The organism is Agrobacterium radiobacter, assembly GCF_040801995.1.
GTDB lineage: Bacteria > Pseudomonadota > Alphaproteobacteria > Rhizobiales > Rhizobiaceae > Agrobacterium > Agrobacterium radiobacter.
The window spans coordinates 2697138-2715620 of sequence record NZ_JBEGHX010000001.1; the positions used below are offsets into that span (position 1 = coordinate 2697138).

Genomic DNA, 18483 nt, shown 5'->3' on the forward strand with positions numbered 1-18483 from the left:
AGCAGAGGCATTCCGGAATGAAATTCTCAATCGCAGAGGCGGAGGATCTCGTATCCTCTATCTTTGAGCGCAACGGCGTTCTGCCGCAAAACGCCCGTTCGGTGGCGAAGGCACTTGTCGCCTCCGAGGCGGCTGGCCAGAGCGGACACGGTTTTCGTCGCATCCCCGTCTATGTCCGCCAGGCGCGGGTTGGAAAGGTTGATGGCAAGGCGCGTCCGGTGGCGACGCGCGTGAAGCCGGGTGTGCTCTCCATCGACGCCAATCACGGTTATGCCTATCCGGCGATCGATTGCGCCCTTGGGGAGTTGCCTGAAATGGCCCGGCAGCAGGGCATCGCGCTCGCCGCGATCCACCGCTCCCATCATGCCGGTGTTATGGCGCTGACCGTCGAGCGGCTCGCCGAAATGGGTCTTGTAGCGCTCATGTTCGCCAACGCGCCCGCATCCATGGCGCCCTGGGGCGGCAGTAAACCGCTTTATGGAACCAATCCAATCGCCTTCGCCACCCCCGTCGGCGGCGCCGATCCGCTGGTCATCGATCTCGCGCTCTCAAAGGTCGCGCGCGGGAAGATCATGGCCGCCCGCCAGAAGGGTGAAACGATCCCCGGCGACTGGGCGCTCGACAGAAACGGCCGGCCGACGACCGATCCCGAAGAGGCCATAGAGGGTACTATGGTGCCCGCAGGTGAGGCCAAGGGTGCTGCGCTGGCGTTGATGGTAGAGATCATGGCCGCTGCGATTACCGGCGGGAATTTCGCATTCCAGGCTTCTTCGCTTCTGGACGACAAGGGCGCTCCGCCCTCCCTCGGCCACACGATCATCGCCATTGACCCGGTATCGTCGGGCGGCGCGGCCTTTACCGAGCGGCTGGCGCTTATCGCCGGCGAGATCGAAAAACAGGAAAGTGTGCGTCTGCCCGGTCGTCGCAGTCAGGGTATTCGCAAACAGGCGCTGGAAAGTGGCATCGTGATCGAAAGCGATATTCTGGCCGAAATTCAATCGCTCTAAAGTCCCCACAATAATAAAACCCGGCGGGTCGAATAGGACCCGCCGGGCAAACCGTAAATGGCTGCTTTGCATCTGCGTCGATAGGGCGGGACATCATGTCCAGCCCACCTTTGGTCCGCCATCCCGCCATTGATATGGAAGGATTTTGACGCAGAAAGCCGCTCATTCGGTTTTCAGCTTACGGGAGGGGACGTTCGCGTAAGCTTGGACTTGAGCAGGTGGTGACTACGCTTCCTGTTCGATCAGGCCGCGCAGCAGTGCGATGCTGACGGCATTCAGCAGATTGGCCGCGCCCAGCCTTTGGCGCACGCGTTCAAGAGTATCCTTCACGTCTGCTTCGTCCGCACCTGTAATCAAGGCGACGTGGGAGGGATGCTTGCCTCTCGCCACCAGCCCGAGATATTGCCGCTCACGCTCCGAAAGGATGATTTCGCGTGTCTGGCGATGTTCATGCGGCGTATTTGAAGACATTTCTTTCAGCCTCAAAAGAGATTGACCTTCCCGGGGCACGATCAGGCAATGGTTCATTCCCCGAAACCAGCTCGCTAACCGCTCTGTCTAGACGCGAACAGAAACGTTAATTTCGCCAATAGGTTTCATCTGGCATCGGGAATTATGCAGTAAAAGGTCGCTTTCGCAGCCAGCTGATCCCGGCGTGGACGCTCTATTCCGGGGCATTGGGAGGAACTGCGACAACCGATATCGCCGGAGACCATAATCGGTCCGGCGCGAAGGCAGCTTCCAAGCTCTGGAATGTTTTTTGTCACACCCTAGGGATATGCGGCGTTCTCATAGGCGATGTACTACGCCGATAGAATAACATCTCGCGCCAAGTTTTTCGTTTTATTGTTATGTTTCGGCACATATTGCGATGAGAGGCGACATATTTCTCAAATTGAATGCGTCATTCCGAAATATTGATACCGTAAACATGTATCATCCGGTGGAATGATGCGCGTGTTTCTTGCGAATGTCCGTCGGTGTTGCCCCGAACCAGCGGGAAACGGAACGCGAAAACGCACCTGGCGTCGAATAGCCAAGCCTGTAACTGATGTCGGATACCGGAAGATCGCTTTCCACGAGGAGTTTAAAACCGGCGTTTTTGCGAATGGCATCCTTTATCTCGTTGAGATTGGTGCCGAGCTCAGCGAGCCGCCGTTGAAAACTCCGTTCCGACAGGTTGAAATAGGGAGCGATCTCGCTGAGCGAAAGCTCGGCATCCGAGAGCCGCATCTGCATATACCGCTTCACCTGGTCGATGAAATGGGTCGCATCCGCCGATGTCTCCGGTCGCAACATGCGGCATTGCAGATTCATCAGTTCGAACAGCCGCTCATCCGTATTCGGATTGACCACATCGAGAAGCGATACCGGAAGACGCATGGTATGGATCGGCTGGGAAAAACTGACGCGCCGGGTCATTTTTTCTTTAAATAGCTGAATATTATTCGGTTTCGGCCGCTCCAGACCGATCTCGATCTGGTTGATACGATCTCCGAGAATATCACGGAGGCGCTGTACCAGGACGGCGAGCGACAAATCCACATATTGATCGCGTTTGGCAATCACCGGTGCGAAGGACCATGACAGGGTTACCTGCGTGGCATCCGTTACCATGGTGAAATTGCTGTTGTTGGTGGCGTAATAGACATGGTCCTGAAGAAAGCGCAGGAAGGCCCGTACCGTCGGCGCGCTGATCAGGCCATATCCGAACGCGCCGGATGCGCCCGCTGGAAAGGCGGAGGCGCATTGCAGGCCAAAGGCGTCGTCACCGGAAATCAGTGCGCAGGTTTCGAGCAGACGGGAAAATCTATCGAGGCTGATGCGTTCCGTCAGGCTGCTGAATGTGGCGGGATCAATATCAAGAGCCTTGCAGATGGGAGTGATATCGATGCCCCGTGACCGGGCATAATTGCTGACGCCGGCAGCCAGACCGGCCACCACACTTATCTCGTCACTGACCCTTTTTTCAGGCATCCCTCGCCTTGGCGTACCATGTTTGGAAATTGTCGCCTGATGGTAAGCCCTGAGACAGCGTTTGTCGAGCAGCCCGGCTGCGGGATTCTAAGTACGGCTGGAGCCGACACTCTGCTGCAATAGCCGCAGGATGGTTTTGCCGGCGTCTTCGATTGCGCCGCTATTATCGACGGTCGTCACGTCGAAGTCCCCTACGACCGTCAGGGAACTGCGTTCCAGCCGTCGGAGAATATCTTCCCGGCTTTCCCGTCCGCGCTGCTCCAGCCGCCTTGCCAGCACGTCCGGCTGTGCGACGATGTTCACGACCTTGAGACGGGAAAAGGCGGTGCCGAAATGGGGCAGGGCGGAACGTGATCCGTTGGCGATGACCACGTCTCCCGCGTCGAGATGATGATAGACGGCAGCTGGAATGCCGTATTTCAGCCCATGCGCCTCCCAGGAAACCGCGAAGGCGCCTGCATCTTTCAGGCGGTTGAATTCGTGCATCGAAACGGCATCGTGATTTTCACCGCCCGCGTCGCCGCTGCGGGTAATGACGCGACGCGTGAAGTGGAAACCCGGCCGGCCGGAAAGCTGGGTCGCCGCATAATCCATCAGCGTGTCCTTGCCGGCCCCGCTCGGGCCGACAACCACGATCATCGTACCGGGCGATTGTTCGCGCCGGCTATCATGCCCATCGTCGGTCATGCCACGCGCTTGCCCTGACGCCAGACGGAACGGGCGACCGGCACGCCATCCTCGCGGTGAACCCGGACCAGATCGGCCCGCAATCCCGTCGCAATACGACCGCGATCAAGTAGGCCAACAGTCCGGGCGGGCGTGGCGGTGACCATGCGCAGCGCTTCCGGCAGGGTGATGGCTTCCACCTGGTCGGCAAGCAGGAACGGTGCGAAGAGCAGGCTGAACGGCACGTAGTCGGAAGAAAGAACATCCAGCACGCCGATCTCGGCGAGATCGCGGGCGGCGATATTGCCGGAATGGGACTTGCCGCGAACGATGTTCGGCGCACCCATCAGTACGCTCATGCCGGCGCTGTGTGAGGCTTTTGCGGCTTCGACGCTGGTCGGGAATTCCGCCAGCTTCACGCCGTGGCCGATCGCTTCGCCTACATGTGCTTCGGTGGCGTCGTCATGGCTCGCAACGGTGATGCCGCGTTCGGCGCAGCGGGCGGCCAGATAATCGCGGTGCTTGGTGGAATATTCCGCTGACGCGGCCTGCCGGCGCCGCACGAATTCGGCGAAGGCCTCGTCGCTCAATCCGCGCTTCTTCTGATAATAGAAGATATACTGATCCATGGACTGGAACTGGCGCTGACCCGGGGAGTGGTCCATCAACGAAATCAGCCGTACGCGCGGATCCGTTTCGAAGTCTTCGAAATGGTCCAGTACGTCGGCGGACGCCACTTCGCAGCGCAGATGCAGCAGGTGGTCTGCGCGCAGGCGGTTCTGATCCGCTGCCGCCTCGATGGCGTCAGCCATCTCCCGCATTTCGCCCTTCTCGAAGCCGCCATCCTCATCCGAACCAAGCCGCAGGCAGTCGAACACGGTGGTGATGCCGGAGGCGGCCACCTGCGCGTCATGCGCCTGAATGGCGGCAATCTTGTCCCATATCACGCCGGGACGCGGCGAATAATGCTGTTCCAGATGGTCGGTATGCAGTTCCACCAGACCGGGGATCAGAAAGTCACCTTCAAGGTCTTCGCCGGTTTTGGAAGCGCCCTCGCTGATATCGGCAATCTTGCCGTCACGGATCAGGACGGATCCCAGAATAATATCGTCTTCCAGAACGATACGGGCATTGGAAAGGGCGTGCTCGGTCATGGGTTCGCATCTTTCTTTGGTGGCTGGCCAAGGGGGTGCCAGCTATGAACGGTAAAGGGTGCGCCGCGCGTTTCTTCAATGAACAAAGCGAGGCCGGAAATAGTGAGAGGCTTGTCAACGAATTCGGAAAACCGCGCCGAAAGCACCTCGTGCATGGCGGGCTGTTCGGTTTCATCGATGCGGCCGGTCAGCGTCATGTGAAAACGGAAATCATCCATGACATGCGGATAACCCCAGAGCGACAGATTTTGCCGCTGGCTTTCCGTCAGCATCTGTGGACGCCGACGGGCAATATCGGTCTCGGAGAGGGGTGCGCGAAACCGGTCGAAATGATCGACGATCTCGGCGGCAAAATCCTGCAGCGGCTGATAGGTGCGGTCGGGAACCAGTGCGTAAAAAGGCCCGAGCGCACCGACAACGACGCGCGGAATTTCGAAGGCGGACTGGCGGGCTGCGAAATCTTCGAAGGCCGAGAGCAGCTCCGCTTCGCTGTATTTTTCGGCAAGTTCGAAAGGAGCCTTCAGCGTCGCGTGGAAACCGTAGCGGCGAGGCTCCTCCGTCATCTCGGCATAGTCGTCGTGGTCGTCATGCAATGTGCCGGAAAATGCATTGCGGCCCAGCCATCGTGACGCTGCCTCGGTCAACGGATGATCTTTAGCCGGAGAAAAATAGATGGCGTAGCGCACGGCAAGCACTCTTCAGTGTCATGGGAAACCAGGGATGAGAAGCTATTTGGCGTGACTCGCCCGCTTCCCGCAAGGTCAGGAGTGCGAGGTAATCGGTTTCCGTGACAGAATGATGATGCGGAAGGAAAAAAGCGCATTCGAAATGCGGCAAATCTTCAGAATATGCCGAAGACACAGAAGGACCTGACGAGGCGGTGCGGCTGGCAGAAATAAGGACTGCGCGAGTGTCCTGATGGGATGACGAACGTCGTTGCGACTTTCGTCATCCCACCCCATCAAAGCTCAGTGCTGTGTTTTGCCGATCAGGCGCGAACGCAGTGAGTTAGAGATATGGTCGAACAGGAAAACGACCAGGAGGATAAGCAGAACCATATAGGCGACCTTGTCCCAGTCGGCATTGGTGCCCATCGCTTCCAGTAGTTTAAGACCAATGCCGCCCGCACCCACCGCACCGATGATGGTGGCGGAGCGCGTGTTGCTTTCCCAGAAATAAAGCGATTGCGAAATGAAGACCGGCAGAACCTGCGGCAGCACACCGAAACGATTGACGGCAATCGGGGATGCGCCGACCGATTTGACGCCCTCGCGCTGCTTGTCATCGACATTCTCCAGCGCCTCAGCATAGACCTTGCCCAACGCTCCTGTATCGGTGAAGAAGATCGCGGCAATGCCGGGGATCGGTCCGGGGCCGAAACTGCGAGTGAAGAACAGCGCCCAGATCAGCATGTCGATCGAGCGCAGGAAGTCGAACAGGCGCTTCATGCCCCAGTTTGCGGCCTTGTTGGCGGTAATGTTGCGCGCGGCGATAAAGGCGAGCGGCAGGGCGACGACTGTACCGAACAGCGTGCCGACAAAGGCCATGACCAGCGTCTGCATCAGCTTGGAAAGAATATCGGCATGTTGCCAGACGCTGTTGTCGAGGAAATCATCGACCATGTGGCCGATATTGGAGCGCTCGGGATCGAGCCTCTCTCCCCACAGTGCGAGAGCGGCGAGTTCGCCATAACCCTTGCCCCAGAATTCCGATTTGGTGTCGAACAGGAAGTTCGCCCATCCGAGGAAGCGGCGCTGCACATAGACCTGGCTGGCGCGGATTTCCGCCTGACCAGCAAAACCGTAATGCACGAGGACCTTCTTGCCGTCCTGCTGGATTTCGTCGGGCAGGCCCTGTGGTGCGACCGCTGCATCGTCGTTGATGACAACAGGGTAGCTCTTGCCGTCGACATAAACATCCACCCGTGTCGGCGTCACGTCGAGGCGGTTGTCCGAGCCCGCATAAACGACGCTATAGCCGCCATCCGGCAAAGGCTGCAGCCAGTCGATCTTTGCATTTGTCGGATATTGACCGCGGCTCGACCATTGCGGCTGAACCTTGCCGTCTTCGAAACGAAGGCGTGGCTGGGCGCGCCAGGAGTACCAGTCCTGAATATAGCTCGAGGCGCGATCCCAGCGGCCCTGCATGAAAGCCGGACCGACATTGAAAAAGAAAAAGCAGCCGATGAGATAGGCAGTGACGGCGAGAAGGCCGACGAGCAGACCATATCGCTGCATGAAACTGCGGTTGAACACCTGCGGATGTGCAGCCGTCAATCTTTCGCGGTCGGCGGTGTTGAGAATGAAGCTGGACGACATCAGGCCGCTCCCCGTCCGAATTCGAAGGATTGCTGGCCGATCAGCCTGCGGCGCAGCCAGCTGGAAAACTGGTCTACGGCGATGATGGTGATCAGCAGAAGGATGATGATGGCATAGGTTTTCGACGCATGATCGTTGCCAATCGACAGCCGAAAGACCTCACCGATGCCGCCGCCGCCGACCGCACCGATGATGGTGGAGGCGCGTACGTTGATTTCGGCGCGCAGCAAGGCGTAGGAAACGAAATTGGGCAGAACCTGCGGCACGATGGCGAAACGCACCCGCTCCAGCCAGTTGGCGCCGGCGGCGCGCAGACCTTCATCCGGCTTCATGTCGGCATTTTCCACCACTTCGAAGAAGAGCTTGCCTAGCGCACCGATCGTGTGGACCGAAATCGCGATGATCGCCGCGATCGGACCGATCGACAGGATGGCGGTGAGCAGCCCGGCAACGACGATTTCCGGAAAGGCGCGCAGCACTTCCATCACCCGGCGCACCACCCAGCGCACGAGGCCGGCGCCGACGAGGTTGGTGGAGGCGAAGAAGCAGAGCACGAAGGCGAAGCCTGTACCGATGATGGTCGAGACGAGTGCGATGTTGAGGGTAATGATCAGCTGGTAGATGAAATGCGGTATGTAGAAACTGTCGGTGATGTAAACACGATCCGCAATATAATTATATTTCATCGAGCCGTTGTCATAGGGCGACGGCAGGTCGAACATCGCCCGGACGATTTCCATCGGACTATCGGGCACAAAGGTTTTCATGAAATCGAAAAAATACGGCAGGCGCTCGAAGAACTTGCCTGAATTGGCCGCATTGGCGAAATTCAGCGAGGCGGCGAGGATGACGAGAAAGATCACGAGCGAAATGGCAGTATAAATCCGCCGCGTCGCAAGCTGCTGTTGATAGTGGCGCATGACCGTCTGGGACGATGCGCTCAATCCCTCGGGCGTGAGGATACCATGGTGCAGTGTGGTCGCCATGCCGCTTTCCTTTATTGGCAAAAACGGCGATGCCGCAAGGCACCGCCGCTTTCGGAACGGTGGGTCAGGATCAGCCGCCGATAACGGACTTACGGGCGTCGACGATCGTCTGGTAGAAGGACGGATCAACCTTGATGTAAGCGGTGTTCTTGCCCTGCGTGTAACCCTGGAAGCAGGCGAGGTCCTTCTTGGGCAGTTCCATGAAGAAGTCTTCGACCTTCTTCTTCATGCTGTCGCCGAGCTTGTTGGCGACCATCAGCGGGCCGTTCGGGATCAGCGGCGACTTCCAGACTTCGACGATATCGTCCATGTCGAGGTTGCCCTTCTTCACCATCTGGTGAAGGTTGCCGCCCGAGTAGCCTTCTTCCCACTTGCCAACGCCCGAACCGAAGGTGGTGCCAACGTCGAACTTCTTGTCGAGAACGGCGAGAACGAGGTTCTCATGGCCGCCGCCGAAGCCGGTTTCAGCGAAAAATTCCTTGATCGGCGTGCCGGTTTCCTTCGGGATGGCGACGTTCGGAACGAGGAAGCCAGAAGTGGAATCTGGGTCGGCGAAACCGATCTTCTTGCCCTTGGCGTCTGCAAGCTTCTTGATGCCGCTGTCCTTGCGGGCAACCATGATGGTGTAATAACCGCTGGAACCGTCAGAACCCGTATAGGTCAGGATCGGATCGACGGCCTTGGGGTCTGCGAGCGCGATCTTGGCGTAGGAGGAAGCGCCCATGGAGGCGATGTCGATGGTGCCGCCGAGCAGGCCCTGAATGACGCCGTTATAGTCCGGCGACGGGAAAACCTGAACTTCGGAAACGCCGGTCGCGGCCTTCAGGCCATCGGCAACGCATTTCGTGCTGCGGATCATGTCGGCTTCGTTTTCGGAACCGTCGAGACCGATGCGCAGAACCTTGACGTCCTGAGCCATGGCGGAACCGGCCAGAACGCCAAGGGCGACTGCCGAAAGAAGGACTTTCTTCAACATGGACTTTCTCCTGTTTCCCGGCGAGCCGGAGTTTGTTTTGAAATACCGGCCCTTGACGCGGGCGCAAACGATGCTGAGCGGTTCCTCAGAGCCCGGCGAGAGCCAGCGGTTCGGGACCGGCAGATTGCTGTACCGGACGGGCGGGAAGCTGCGCGCCGGGAATATTGATGCTGGTTGAGGTCATGGTCTCGTCGATGCCGGCTCCGTGTGAATCGGTGCCGTAGATTTCCGCGACCGCCGCAGCCGTCAGGTCAGCCGGCGTGCCATCAAAGACGACGCGGCCCTGCGACATGCCGATGATACGTTCGCAATAATTGCGCGCCGTATCCAGCGTATGCAGGTTGGTGATGACGGTGATGCCTTCGCGCTCATTGATGTCGCGCAGCGCGTCCATGACGATCTTGGCGTTCAGCGGATCGAGCGAAGCAATCGGCTCATCGGCCAGCACCATCTTCGGAGACTGCATCAGCGCACGCGCAATGGCGACACGCTGCTGCTGGCCGCCGGAAAGCGTGCCCGCCGCCTGCATGGCCACATGTTCGATGCCCAGTCGCTCCAGCGCGGCGATCGCCATCAGCCGCTCTTCATGGGTGAAGATGTTGAAAAGGCTGAGCGCCGTCGAACGGTGATTGAGGCGGCCGAGCATGACATTGGTCAGCACGTCAAGGCGCGGCACCAGATTGAACTGCTGGAAGATCATGGCGCAGTCGCGCTGCCAGTTGCGGAGCGCCGCGCCCCTCAACGCCGAAACTTCCGTGTCGTTGAAATGAATGGAACCCGAGGAGGGGTCAACGAGGCGGTTGATCATGCGCAGCAGCGTCGATTTTCCCGCACCCGAGCGTCCGATCACGCCGACCATCTGACCTTGCGGTATCTCGACATCAACGGAATCGACCGCAGTGTGCTTGCCGAAACGGCGCGTGACTTGCTTCAGGTGAAAGCTCATTTCCCCGTCCAATCTTCTTTTGACGGGGTTCGACGTAACAGCGGCGCGTGAAGTGGGGATGTCAGTTTGATGAATAAAATATTACAGATTTCCCCGGGCTTGGCGTCCACCTGTTCGCCGACGAAGCTCTCGAGAGGCATGTCAGGGCGTTGAAATTCGCCGGCATTTTAGAGTGTATCGACAAAAATCCCGGGGTTTCGCCCCGGGATTTGCACTTGCCTTGCCAGAGGTGAGATTTCACCCACCATATTTTGCAACGAAATCCTTGGCATCCAGGTTGCGGAAATCGTCGAGAGCGACGCGCAATGTTCCGTGATCCCAATCCCACCACTTCAGATCATCCATTTGCCGGCCCAGCTCCGTCGGGAAGCGTTCCCGGATCAGCCGTGCGGGTACGCCGCCGACAATGGTATAGGGCGCAACGTCTTTCGAGACGACCGCACCCGCCCCGATCACCGCGCCGTTCCCAACTGTGACGCCGGGCAGGATCGTTGCGCCATGGCCGATCCAGACATCGTGGCCGATCACCACGCGTTTGGCGCGGCGGGCGGCAAAGAAGTCCGTTTCATCCTCGGCGTCGTCCCAATAGCTGTGAGCGCGATAGGTGAAATGATGCAGCGTCGCCCGCTGCATCGGGTGATTGGTAGCGTTGATCCGGACGGAAGCGGCGATATTGACGAATTTGCCGATGGTGGCGCACCATATCGCACCATCCTGCATGACATAGGAGTAATCGCCCATCTCGACTTCCTCGATGCGGCAGCGTTCCGAGATTTCGGTGTAGCGGCCGATCGAGGAATTGGTGACGCGTGCGCTTTCGTGGATGACGGGTTCGAGACCGACTTTCACGCTCATGCTGCGGCCTTCCGGGGGGAGAATTGCGAAACGTCGAGAATTCGGTCGGCCACGGCTTCGCGCACTTCCTCATCATGGAAGATGCCGAGCAGCGCCGTGCCTTTTTCTTTTTTCTCCCGGATCATGTCCACCACAACGCGCCGGTTGGTGGTGTCGAGCGAAGCCGTCGGCTCATCGAGAAGCAGGATTGCATGATCGGTGATGAAACCGCGCGCGATGTTGACGCGCTGCTGCTCACCGCCTGAAAAGGTTGCCGGCGGCAGCGACCATAGTTCCCGTGGCAGATTGAGCTTCGAAAGCAATGCCGCCGCCTGTTCGCGCGCATCCTCAGTGGCAACCTTGCGCGCCAGAAGCGGCTCGGCAACCACGTCGATGGCCGCGACACGCGGCACGGTGCGCAGGAACTGGCTGACATAACCGATGGTGCGGTGGCGGATATCGAGGATCTTGCGCGGGGAGGCATTGCCGATATCGACGACCTCACCCTCATGGCGGATGAGAATCTGCCCGCTGTCGATGGCGTAATTGCCGTAGAGCATTTTCAGGATCGAGCTTTTGCCGATGCCCGAAGGACCGCCGAGTACGACACATTCGCCGCTGCAGACTGAGAAATTGACGTCGCGGACGACAGGCAGCTCGATGCCGTCGCGAAGATGCATGGTGAAGCTTTTGAAGACTTCCGAAACGATGAGAGGCGTCGTCATGGTGGGTTCTTTCTTCCTGCGCGTGATTTTATCCGAAAACCGGGGACCACTTTTCGGAATCACGCGGCTAGACCTGCAAAATGGAGGAAACAAGCAGTTGCGTGTAGGGCTCGCGTGGATCGTCCAGCACGCGGTCGGTCAGGCCGTGCTCGATGACATCACCGCCCTTCATCACCATCATGCGGTGAGACAGCAGCCGCGCGACTGCGAGATCATGGGTGACGACGACAACGGCGAGACCGAGATCATTGACGAGGCCGCGGACCAGATCGAGCAGACGCGCCTGCACGGAGACATCGAGGCCACCGGTCGGCTCATCCATGAAGACGAGGCGCGGCGAGGTGACGAGGTTGCGGGCAATCTGCAGGCGCTGGCGCATCCCACCCGAGAAGGCGCGGGGCTGGTCGTCGATACGGTCGGTGCCGATTTCCACCCGCTCCAGCCATTCGCTGGCCGATTGCCTTATATTGCCATAATGCCTGTTGCCGACAGCCATCAGCCGCTCGCCGACATTGGCGCCGGCGGAAACCGCCATGCGCAGCCCATCTGCGGGGTTCTGGTGCACGAAACCCCAGTCCGTCCGCATTAGGAAGCGCCGTTCGGCCTCACCCATATGATAGAGGTCACGCACCGAACCGTCGCGCATGCGATATTCCACACTGCCCGCCGTTGGCATGAGACGGGTGGAAATGCAGTTGAGAAGCGTGGTTTTGCCGGAGCCGGATTCGCCGACGATTGCCAGAACCTCGCCGGGATAAAGCTCAAAGGAGACGTTGCGGCAACCGGCGCGGTCGCCATAATATTTGGAAACGTCCCTGACTTTCAAAAGCGGTGCGTCGCTCATTCTGCGGCCTCCTTCACATCCGCCAGCAGATGGCCCTTGTGGCCATGGGCGCGGCGGTCCTCGCAATGGTCGGTATCAGAGCAGACGAACATCCGCCCGCCCTTGTCGTCCAGCACCACCTCGTCCAGATAGACATTCTCGCCACCGCACAGCGCGCAGGGCTTGTCAAAGCGCTGGATCTCGAACGGATGGTCCTCGAAATCGAGGCTGACGACGTCCGTATAGGGCGGCACGGCATAGATGCGTTTTTCGCGCCCGGCGCCGAACAGCTGCAATGCGTCCGAGAGATGCATTTTCGGATTATCGAATTTAGGGGTCGGGGATGGATCCATAACATAACGCCCGGCAACCTTCACCGGATAGGCGTAGGTGGTGGAGATGCGACCGTTGCGGGCGATGTCCTCGTAAAGCTTGACATGCATCAGGCCATATTCTTCCAGCGCGTGCATGACGCGGGTTTCGGTCTCGCGTGGCTCCAGGAAGCGCAAGGGCTCGGGGATCGGAACCTGATAGACCAGGACCTGGCCCGAATGCAGCTCCTCTTCCGGAATACGGTGCCGCGTCTGGATGATGGTCGCATCCTTCGTGCGGGTGGTGACGGCAACATTCGCCACCTTCTGGAAGAAGGCGCGAATGGAGACGGCGTTGGTGGTATCGTCGGCGCCCTGGTCGATGACCTTGAGTACATCGTCGGGACCGAGGATGGAGGCGGTCAGCTGCACGCCGCCGGTGCCCCAGCCATAGGGCATGGGCATTTCGCGGGAAGCGAAGGGGACCTGATAACCGGGAATGGCGATGGCTTTCAGGATCGCCCGGCGGATCATCCGCTTGGTCTGTTCGTCCAGATAGGCGAAGTTGTAGGCGGCCAGCCCGTCGTCAAATGAAACTTCTTTAAGCATTGCGCGTTAGCCTTGTGAAAAAAGGAGTACAAGCTCATGGAGATTGGAATTCTTGCAGCCGTGTTCTTTGCTGTCTTTGCAGCATCGACCGTCTTTTGCGCCCTTTGGTTTGGTGAGCAGGGCAGCCGCTGAGCTATTCGGCCGCATCGCCCATCCACTCCGCGCCATCGGCGTTGATCGCCTCGAAATCGGCACGCATTTTCCTGACCAGACCGAGTTCGGCCTGAAAATCCACGTAGTGCGGCAATTTCAGATGTTCGACGAAGCCTGTCGCCTGCACGTTGTCGGCATGTGAGATGACAAATTCCTCGTCCTGCGCGGGGGCGACGACATCCTCGCCGAATTCGCCCGCCCGCAGCGCCCGGTCGACCAGCGACATGGCCATCGCCTTGCGCTCGCTCTGGCCGAACACCAGACCGTAACCGCGGGTGAATTGCGGCGGTGCCTTGGCCGAGCCCTTGAACTGGTTCACCATCTGGCATTCGGTGACCTGGATGTCGCCGAGCGAAACGGAGAAGCCGAGTTCCGGCACGTCGAGTTCGATCTCCACCTCGCCGATGCGGATTTCGCCGACGAAGGGATGCGTGCGGCCGTAACCGCGTTGCGTCGAATAGGCGAGTGCGAGAAGGAAGCCCTCATCACCGCGCGCCAGCGATTGCAGACGCTGGTCACGCGCCATCGGAAATTCCATCGGCTCCCGCGTCAGGTCGCCGGCAATATGATCATCAGGCATATCGCCGTCGCTTTCGATCAGCCCCTCCTCGGCCAGAATGTCGGAAACGCGCATGACATAATCAGGCTCGCCTTCCCGCTGGGTGGCGGTCTCGACGGCTTCGTCTTCCAAAAGAGTGGGGTCAAGCAGGCGATGGGTATAATCGAAGGTCGGCCCCAGCAATTGTCCGCCGGGCAAATCCTTGTAGGTTGCGGAAACGCGGCGCTGGACCGTCATGCCGGCGGTGTCCACCGGAACCGAATAACCGAAACGCGGTAGCGTGGTGCGGTAGGCGCGCAGCAGGAAGATGGCTTCGATCATGTCGCCGCGGGCCTGCTTGACGGCAAGCGCCGCAAGCGACTGATCATAAAGGGACGCTTCCGCCATTACACGGTCGACGGCGAGCGAAAGCTGCGAAACGATCTGCGCAACGGTCATCGCGGGCAGGTCGCGGTCTCCGCGCCGCTTGTCGGCCAGAAGCCGGTGGGCGTTGGCGATGGCGGTCTCTCCGCCTTTGACAGCAACATACATCTTATGCCTCCACGGGTTTGATGCGCGTCGTGCGCGGCAGGCAGACAAATCGGTCGGCGGATGTCAGGATGACGTCGACGCCGCGCGGGAAAGCGGCATTGTTTTCCGCCCACAGCCTCGGGAATATGTCCGGCAGGCCGGTGGGGCTGATGATGTTGACGTGGCGAATGCCGGGGCCAGAGAGCAGCAGTTCCCGTCCACCGTCCAGATCAGGCAACTCGACGATAAGCGTTGTGGAGCGGTCGGGATATTCCTGGCTGCCCTGGGCGAAGAGGCCGAAGGAGGCAATGGCGCTTCCCGCCTCGATGACGGCGAAATGTGCCGCGGTTTTTTCTTCCGTTGCCACTGCCCCGGTGTGAAATCCGATCCAGCCCGGCACCGCGGTTTTGCGCAGCGGGCCGCTCAGCCAGACCGGCGTATCATGGTCGCAAAGCGCCAGCAGAACCGCGCCGGTTGCAACGCCAAGCGGTAGCGGCGGGGCGGCCGCCGTCTCGATGGTCTGCGGTGTGCCCGGACGGGCCATGCCGTCCATCAGCTTTTTGAAAATCCGTTGGGAATCGAAGACGGCGTCAGAAAAACCGCCGGTCAGTGCTTCGGCCTTGACGCTCATCAATCCTCTCCTCGAACCATGGTGAAGAAATCGACCCGGGTGGCGGCAGTTTCCTTGGTCGTGCGCTGTTTTTCCGCGGTCAGCCTTTTTTCGACCGGGGAAAGAAGCTCGGTCTCGATAAAGTCCCGTGTCGGGCTTTCCTGCCAGAGGGCGTCGAAGACGGCGGCATACCAGGCCTTCTTGCGGCCGGTGCCGAGAACATGGGCATGGCCGACGGTGCCGGATGCGAGCTTGATCGTTGCCCGGGTAACGGTGGTTTCGCCGAGATTAAAAGGTGCCCCGCCGCCGCCGATACGGCCCTTGACCATGACGAGGCCGGTTTCCGGTCCGCGCACATTTTCCGTCTGGGGGCTGGCGTCCTGCCGGCTCCACACCGTTTCGAGTTCCTGAACGGTGGCGCGGGCAAGAAGGGCCGCCACTCGCTTTCTCTCCGCATGTATATTCGCAGCTTCGCTATTCATCGCTTGACCTCTAATGTCTATTGATATAGACAACTATACAATATAAGCTACAATTAACGTCGATGAATGACAAGCGTGTGACATGAGCCCTGCGGCAGCGATGAAAAGAAAGAACGGCGTGGCGCTCTGGCGGCAGATCGCCGACCGGATCAGAGGCGAGATCGCGGCAGGCGATCACGACGAAACCGGCATGTTGCCGCCGGAAATGGCGCTGGCTGAAAAATTCGGCGTCAACCGCCATACTGTGAGAAGCGCCATTGCCGCATTGGCCAGTGAAGGCATTCTCGAGCCGATGCAGGGGCGTGGCACGATGATCGCCCGCAAGGAGCGCCTGAGTTTTCCGATTTCACGGCGCACGCGATTTACGGAGGGCATTGGCGATCAGGTGAAGGAAATGGAGGCGCTGCTTCTGTCCCATACCACCGAGCCGGCCAATGCCGATCTGGCGGCGCGACTGCAAGTGCCATCAGGCGCGCCTCTCGTGCGCCTCGAAACGCTGCGCAAGGCGGATAACCGCCCTGTATCCCGCTCGACCACATGGTTCCCGGCCGACCGTTTTGCCGGAATAGGCGAGGCCTATCAGAAAAGCGGCTCGATCACGGCCGCTTTCCAGATGCTCGGCGTGGCGGATTACGTGCGCATTTCCACCGTCATCTCCGCCAGCCATGCGGATACGCAGGATCTGGCCGATCTCGAATTGTCGCCGGGCGCGATCCTGCTCGTCACCCAGGCGCTGAACGCCGATATGGATGGCGTGCCGGTGCAATACGCCATCAGCCGTTTTTCGGCCGATACGGTCGAATTCACGGTGGAAAATTGAGGTGAAAGCTGCGGCGGAAGCTTATTCCGTCTGCGATAGGCCCAGCACATCGAGCATCGAATAGAAGCCCGGCTTTTTGTCGAAGGCCCAGAGTGCTGCCACAATTGCCCCGCGTGCGAAGATGGAGCGGTCGCCGGCATAATGGGAAAGCTCCACGCGCTCTCCCTCTCCGGCGAAGATCACCGAATGTTCGCCAATTACGGAACCGCCGCGCAGCGTGGCGAAACCGATGGTGCCGGTCTCACGCGCGCCCGTATGACCGTCGCGCACGCGAACGGAAGAGGTCGCGAGGTCAACCTTGCGGCCGGCTGCTGCTGCTTCGCCAAGCAGCAATGCGGTGCCCGAAGGCGCATCCACCTTGTGCTTGTGGTGCATTTCAAGGATTTCGATATCCCAGTTCTGCGCATCCAGCGCCTGCGCCGCCTGCTGCGTTAAAACGCTGAGAAGGTTGACACCGAGGCTCATATTGCCCGACTTGACGATGCGGGCATGGCGCGACGCCGCCTTGAATTTTTCCTCATCTTCCGATGAACAGCCCGTGGTGCCGATGACGTGCACGATGCGAGCCTGCGCGGCGAGGCCGGCAAAGGTGACGCTGGTTGCCGGAGAGGTGAAATCAATCACCCCTTCCGCATGCAGGAAGGCTTGCAAAGGATCGCTGGTGATCTCGACGCCGATCGGGCCAAGACCGGCGATCTCACCGGCGTCGCGGCCGACAAAAGCGGAGCCTTCGCGTGCGACGGCGGCATGCAGCTGAACGCCAGGGGTCTGGTGAATGAGGCGGATGAGCGCCTGTCCTATGCGGCCCGCCGCGCCGACCACCACAAGTTTCATGCCGCTGCTGCCCATGCTGTCACTCACTTTTCATGTCGGGCGGATCGGAACCCGCCGGTATCGGATGTTGGATGTTTACGCAGCGACGTTAAAGACCGTCCGCCCGCTTCGCAAGCATCACATAAGAACAGCCCGAGCGATCAGGCTCTCCAGCGTCGCCCGTCCAGCGACAGGCCGAAATCGGATGGCGTTCTTGAATAGGTGGCGAGACCGGAAAGGGCGGCCTGCGGATGGGTGACGACGAAGGTCGGGATGGTCCGCATCAGCGCGCTGTGCGGCGCCTTGTCCTCGAAGGCGGCCCGGAACTCCGGGCTTTTCAGCGCCGGAACGATCTTCTGCGAAATGCCGCCGGCCAGATAGACGCCGCCCTTGGCCATGAAGATCAGCGCGAGATCGCCTGCCACCCGGCCGAGATAGGTGCTGAACAGCGAAAGTGTTTCTTTAGCCTGCGGGTTCTTGCCCGAAAGCCCGTGCGAGGTGATGTCGGCCGGATCGGAAAAGACGGGTTCGATGCCATCGGCTTTGCAGACGGCACGGTAAAGATTGACCAGCCCACGCCCGCAGAGGATCTGTTCGCCGGCGACGCGGCCTTCGATGGTTTCGATATGCGGGAAAACCGCATAGTCGCGCGCGCTTCTCGGGCCGATATCGATATGCCCGCCTTCGCCAGGCACCGGAAACCACATATGGCGGGCATAAACCAGTCCGGCAACACCAAGCCCTGTGCCTGGCCCAAGAACGACGCGCGAAGCCAGCACATCTTTTTTGCCGGAGCCGATGGCGTCGCGGTTATCGTCGTCCAGTGCTGCAATCGCGAGAGCCTGCGCTTCAAAGTCATTGATGACGATGACGTCCTTCAGGCCGAGATTGGCCAGCATGTCCTTCGGTTTGACAACCCAATGGCAGTTGGTGAGCGGAATCTCGTCACCTTCGATCGGGCCGGCAATCGCAAGAATGGTCGAGACCGGCTGAAGCGAGGTCTTGTCCAGAACCGCCTGCTGGATGGCGTCGTCGATCGTCGGATATTCCGCCGTCTTCACGGTGGTGAGGTGCACCGGTTCCGCAAAGGAATCGATCAGAATGGAAAAGCGGGCGTTGGTACCGCCGATGTCGCCAAGAAGGATCGGAAAGGACAGATATTCGGTATCGGACGTCTTCGGCATTGCCTGTTCCATTGTCGGAG

The 18483-nt window shown here is 59.7% G+C and carries 20 protein-coding genes; 2 read left to right on the forward strand and 18 right to left on the reverse strand.

The window, feature by feature from the left end; all coding sequences use genetic code 11:
- The first annotated feature begins 17 nt into the window (after positions 1-17).
- Positions 18-1007 carry an Ldh family oxidoreductase gene (locus tag MRBLRC7O_RS13210; RefSeq protein WP_003507302.1) on the forward strand — a complete coding sequence of 330 codons (990 nt, stop codon included), beginning with the start codon at positions 18-20 and terminating at the stop codon, positions 1005-1007.
- A 225-nt stretch (positions 1008-1232) separates the two neighbouring features.
- On the opposite strand, the gene MRBLRC7O_RS13215 is transcribed toward MRBLRC7O_RS13210, so the two are convergent.
- The 16 genes from MRBLRC7O_RS13215 to phnG all read right to left on the reverse strand — a co-directional run bounded on the left by MRBLRC7O_RS13215 (position 1233) and on the right by phnG (position 15646).
- Entirely contained in the window at positions 1233-1478 is a 246-nt protein-coding gene (locus tag MRBLRC7O_RS13215) for a helix-turn-helix domain-containing protein (protein WP_003507304.1), read from the reverse strand.
- A gap of 465 nt (positions 1479-1943) precedes the next feature.
- Positions 1944-2984, reverse strand: coding sequence for an AraC family transcriptional regulator (locus MRBLRC7O_RS13220; protein ID WP_035213083.1), 1041 nt, complete (start codon positions 2982-2984; stop codon positions 1944-1946).
- A gap of 87 nt (positions 2985-3071) precedes the next feature.
- Positions 3072-3671, reverse strand: a complete 600-nt coding sequence (gene phnN / locus MRBLRC7O_RS13225; RefSeq protein ID WP_003507307.1) for a phosphonate metabolism protein/1,5-bisphosphokinase (PRPP-forming) PhnN — start codon at positions 3669-3671, stop codon at positions 3072-3074.
- A complete protein-coding gene (locus MRBLRC7O_RS13230) occupies positions 3668-4804 on the reverse strand; it encodes an alpha-D-ribose 1-methylphosphonate 5-triphosphate diphosphatase (protein ID WP_003507308.1) in 1137 nt (378 codons plus the stop codon). Before MRBLRC7O_RS13230 ends, phnN begins: the two co-directional genes overlap by 4 nt.
- Positions 4801-5499, reverse strand: coding sequence for a DUF1045 domain-containing protein (locus MRBLRC7O_RS13235; protein WP_161973972.1), 699 nt, complete (start codon positions 5497-5499; stop codon positions 4801-4803). Before MRBLRC7O_RS13235 ends, MRBLRC7O_RS13230 begins: the two co-directional genes overlap by 4 nt.
- 273 nt (positions 5500-5772) lie before the next feature.
- Positions 5773-7122: a phosphonate ABC transporter, permease protein PhnE gene (phnE, locus tag MRBLRC7O_RS13240; RefSeq protein WP_003507311.1), complete on the reverse strand. Its 1350-nt coding sequence runs from the start codon at positions 7120-7122 to the stop codon at positions 5773-5775.
- On the reverse strand, positions 7122-8108 hold the full coding sequence (gene phnE, locus MRBLRC7O_RS13245) for a phosphonate ABC transporter, permease protein PhnE (RefSeq protein WP_003507313.1): 987 nt from the start codon (positions 8106-8108) through the stop codon (positions 7122-7124). Before phnE (MRBLRC7O_RS13245) ends, phnE (MRBLRC7O_RS13240) begins: the two co-directional genes overlap by 1 nt.
- 70 nt (positions 8109-8178) lie before the next feature.
- Entirely contained in the window at positions 8179-9084 is a 906-nt protein-coding gene (gene phnD / locus MRBLRC7O_RS13250) for a phosphonate ABC transporter substrate-binding protein (protein WP_003507314.1), read from the reverse strand.
- 85 nt (positions 9085-9169) lie between these two features.
- The gene (gene phnC, locus MRBLRC7O_RS13255) at positions 9170-10030 is read right to left on the reverse strand and encodes a phosphonate ABC transporter ATP-binding protein (protein WP_080865714.1); all 861 of its coding nucleotides are present in this window, start codon (positions 10028-10030) and stop codon (positions 9170-9172) included.
- A 237-nt stretch (positions 10031-10267) separates the two neighbouring features.
- Positions 10268-10885 carry a transferase hexapeptide repeat family protein gene (locus MRBLRC7O_RS13260; protein WP_003507319.1) on the reverse strand — a complete coding sequence of 206 codons (618 nt, stop codon included), beginning with the start codon at positions 10883-10885 and terminating at the stop codon, positions 10268-10270.
- Positions 10882-11589 (reverse strand): phosphonate C-P lyase system protein PhnL, encoded by a 708-nt coding sequence (gene phnL, locus MRBLRC7O_RS13265; protein WP_080865716.1) that lies wholly within the window; start codon positions 11587-11589, stop codon positions 10882-10884. Before phnL ends, MRBLRC7O_RS13260 begins: the two co-directional genes overlap by 4 nt.
- A gap of 67 nt (positions 11590-11656) precedes the next feature.
- Positions 11657-12433, reverse strand: a complete 777-nt coding sequence (phnK, locus tag MRBLRC7O_RS13270) for a phosphonate C-P lyase system protein PhnK (RefSeq protein WP_003524419.1) — start codon at positions 12431-12433, stop codon at positions 11657-11659.
- Positions 12430-13332 (reverse strand): alpha-D-ribose 1-methylphosphonate 5-phosphate C-P-lyase PhnJ, encoded by a 903-nt coding sequence (locus MRBLRC7O_RS13275; RefSeq protein ID WP_003507325.1) that lies wholly within the window; start codon positions 13330-13332, stop codon positions 12430-12432. Before MRBLRC7O_RS13275 ends, phnK begins: the two co-directional genes overlap by 4 nt.
- 133 nt (positions 13333-13465) lie before the next feature.
- Positions 13466-14575, reverse strand: coding sequence for a carbon-phosphorus lyase complex subunit (locus MRBLRC7O_RS13280; protein WP_080865717.1), 1110 nt, complete (start codon positions 14573-14575; stop codon positions 13466-13468).
- 1 nt (position 14576) lies between these two features.
- Positions 14577-15185: a phosphonate C-P lyase system protein PhnH gene (phnH, locus tag MRBLRC7O_RS13285; protein ID WP_161973975.1), complete on the reverse strand. Its 609-nt coding sequence runs from the start codon at positions 15183-15185 to the stop codon at positions 14577-14579.
- Positions 15185-15646 (reverse strand): phosphonate C-P lyase system protein PhnG, encoded by a 462-nt coding sequence (phnG, locus tag MRBLRC7O_RS13290; protein WP_112540225.1) that lies wholly within the window; start codon positions 15644-15646, stop codon positions 15185-15187. The genes phnH and phnG overlap by 1 nt, the downstream gene beginning before the upstream one ends.
- 82 nt (positions 15647-15728) lie before the next feature.
- Between phnG and phnF the strand changes: the two genes are divergently transcribed.
- On the forward strand, positions 15729-16466 hold the full coding sequence (phnF, locus tag MRBLRC7O_RS13295; protein ID WP_003507334.1) for a phosphonate metabolism transcriptional regulator PhnF: 738 nt from the start codon (positions 15729-15731) through the stop codon (positions 16464-16466).
- 21 nt (positions 16467-16487) lie between these two features.
- Here the strand turns inward: phnF and dapB are convergent, their stop codons facing one another.
- Together dapB and MRBLRC7O_RS13305 are read right to left on the reverse strand one after the other, a co-directional pair.
- Positions 16488-17315 (reverse strand): 4-hydroxy-tetrahydrodipicolinate reductase, encoded by an 828-nt coding sequence (dapB, locus tag MRBLRC7O_RS13300; protein ID WP_003507335.1) that lies wholly within the window; start codon positions 17313-17315, stop codon positions 16488-16490.
- Between the two features lie 125 nt (positions 17316-17440).
- Positions 17441-18463, reverse strand: coding sequence for a glucokinase (locus MRBLRC7O_RS13305; protein ID WP_003507337.1), 1023 nt, complete (start codon positions 18461-18463; stop codon positions 17441-17443).
- Positions 18464-18483 lie beyond the last annotated feature (20 nt).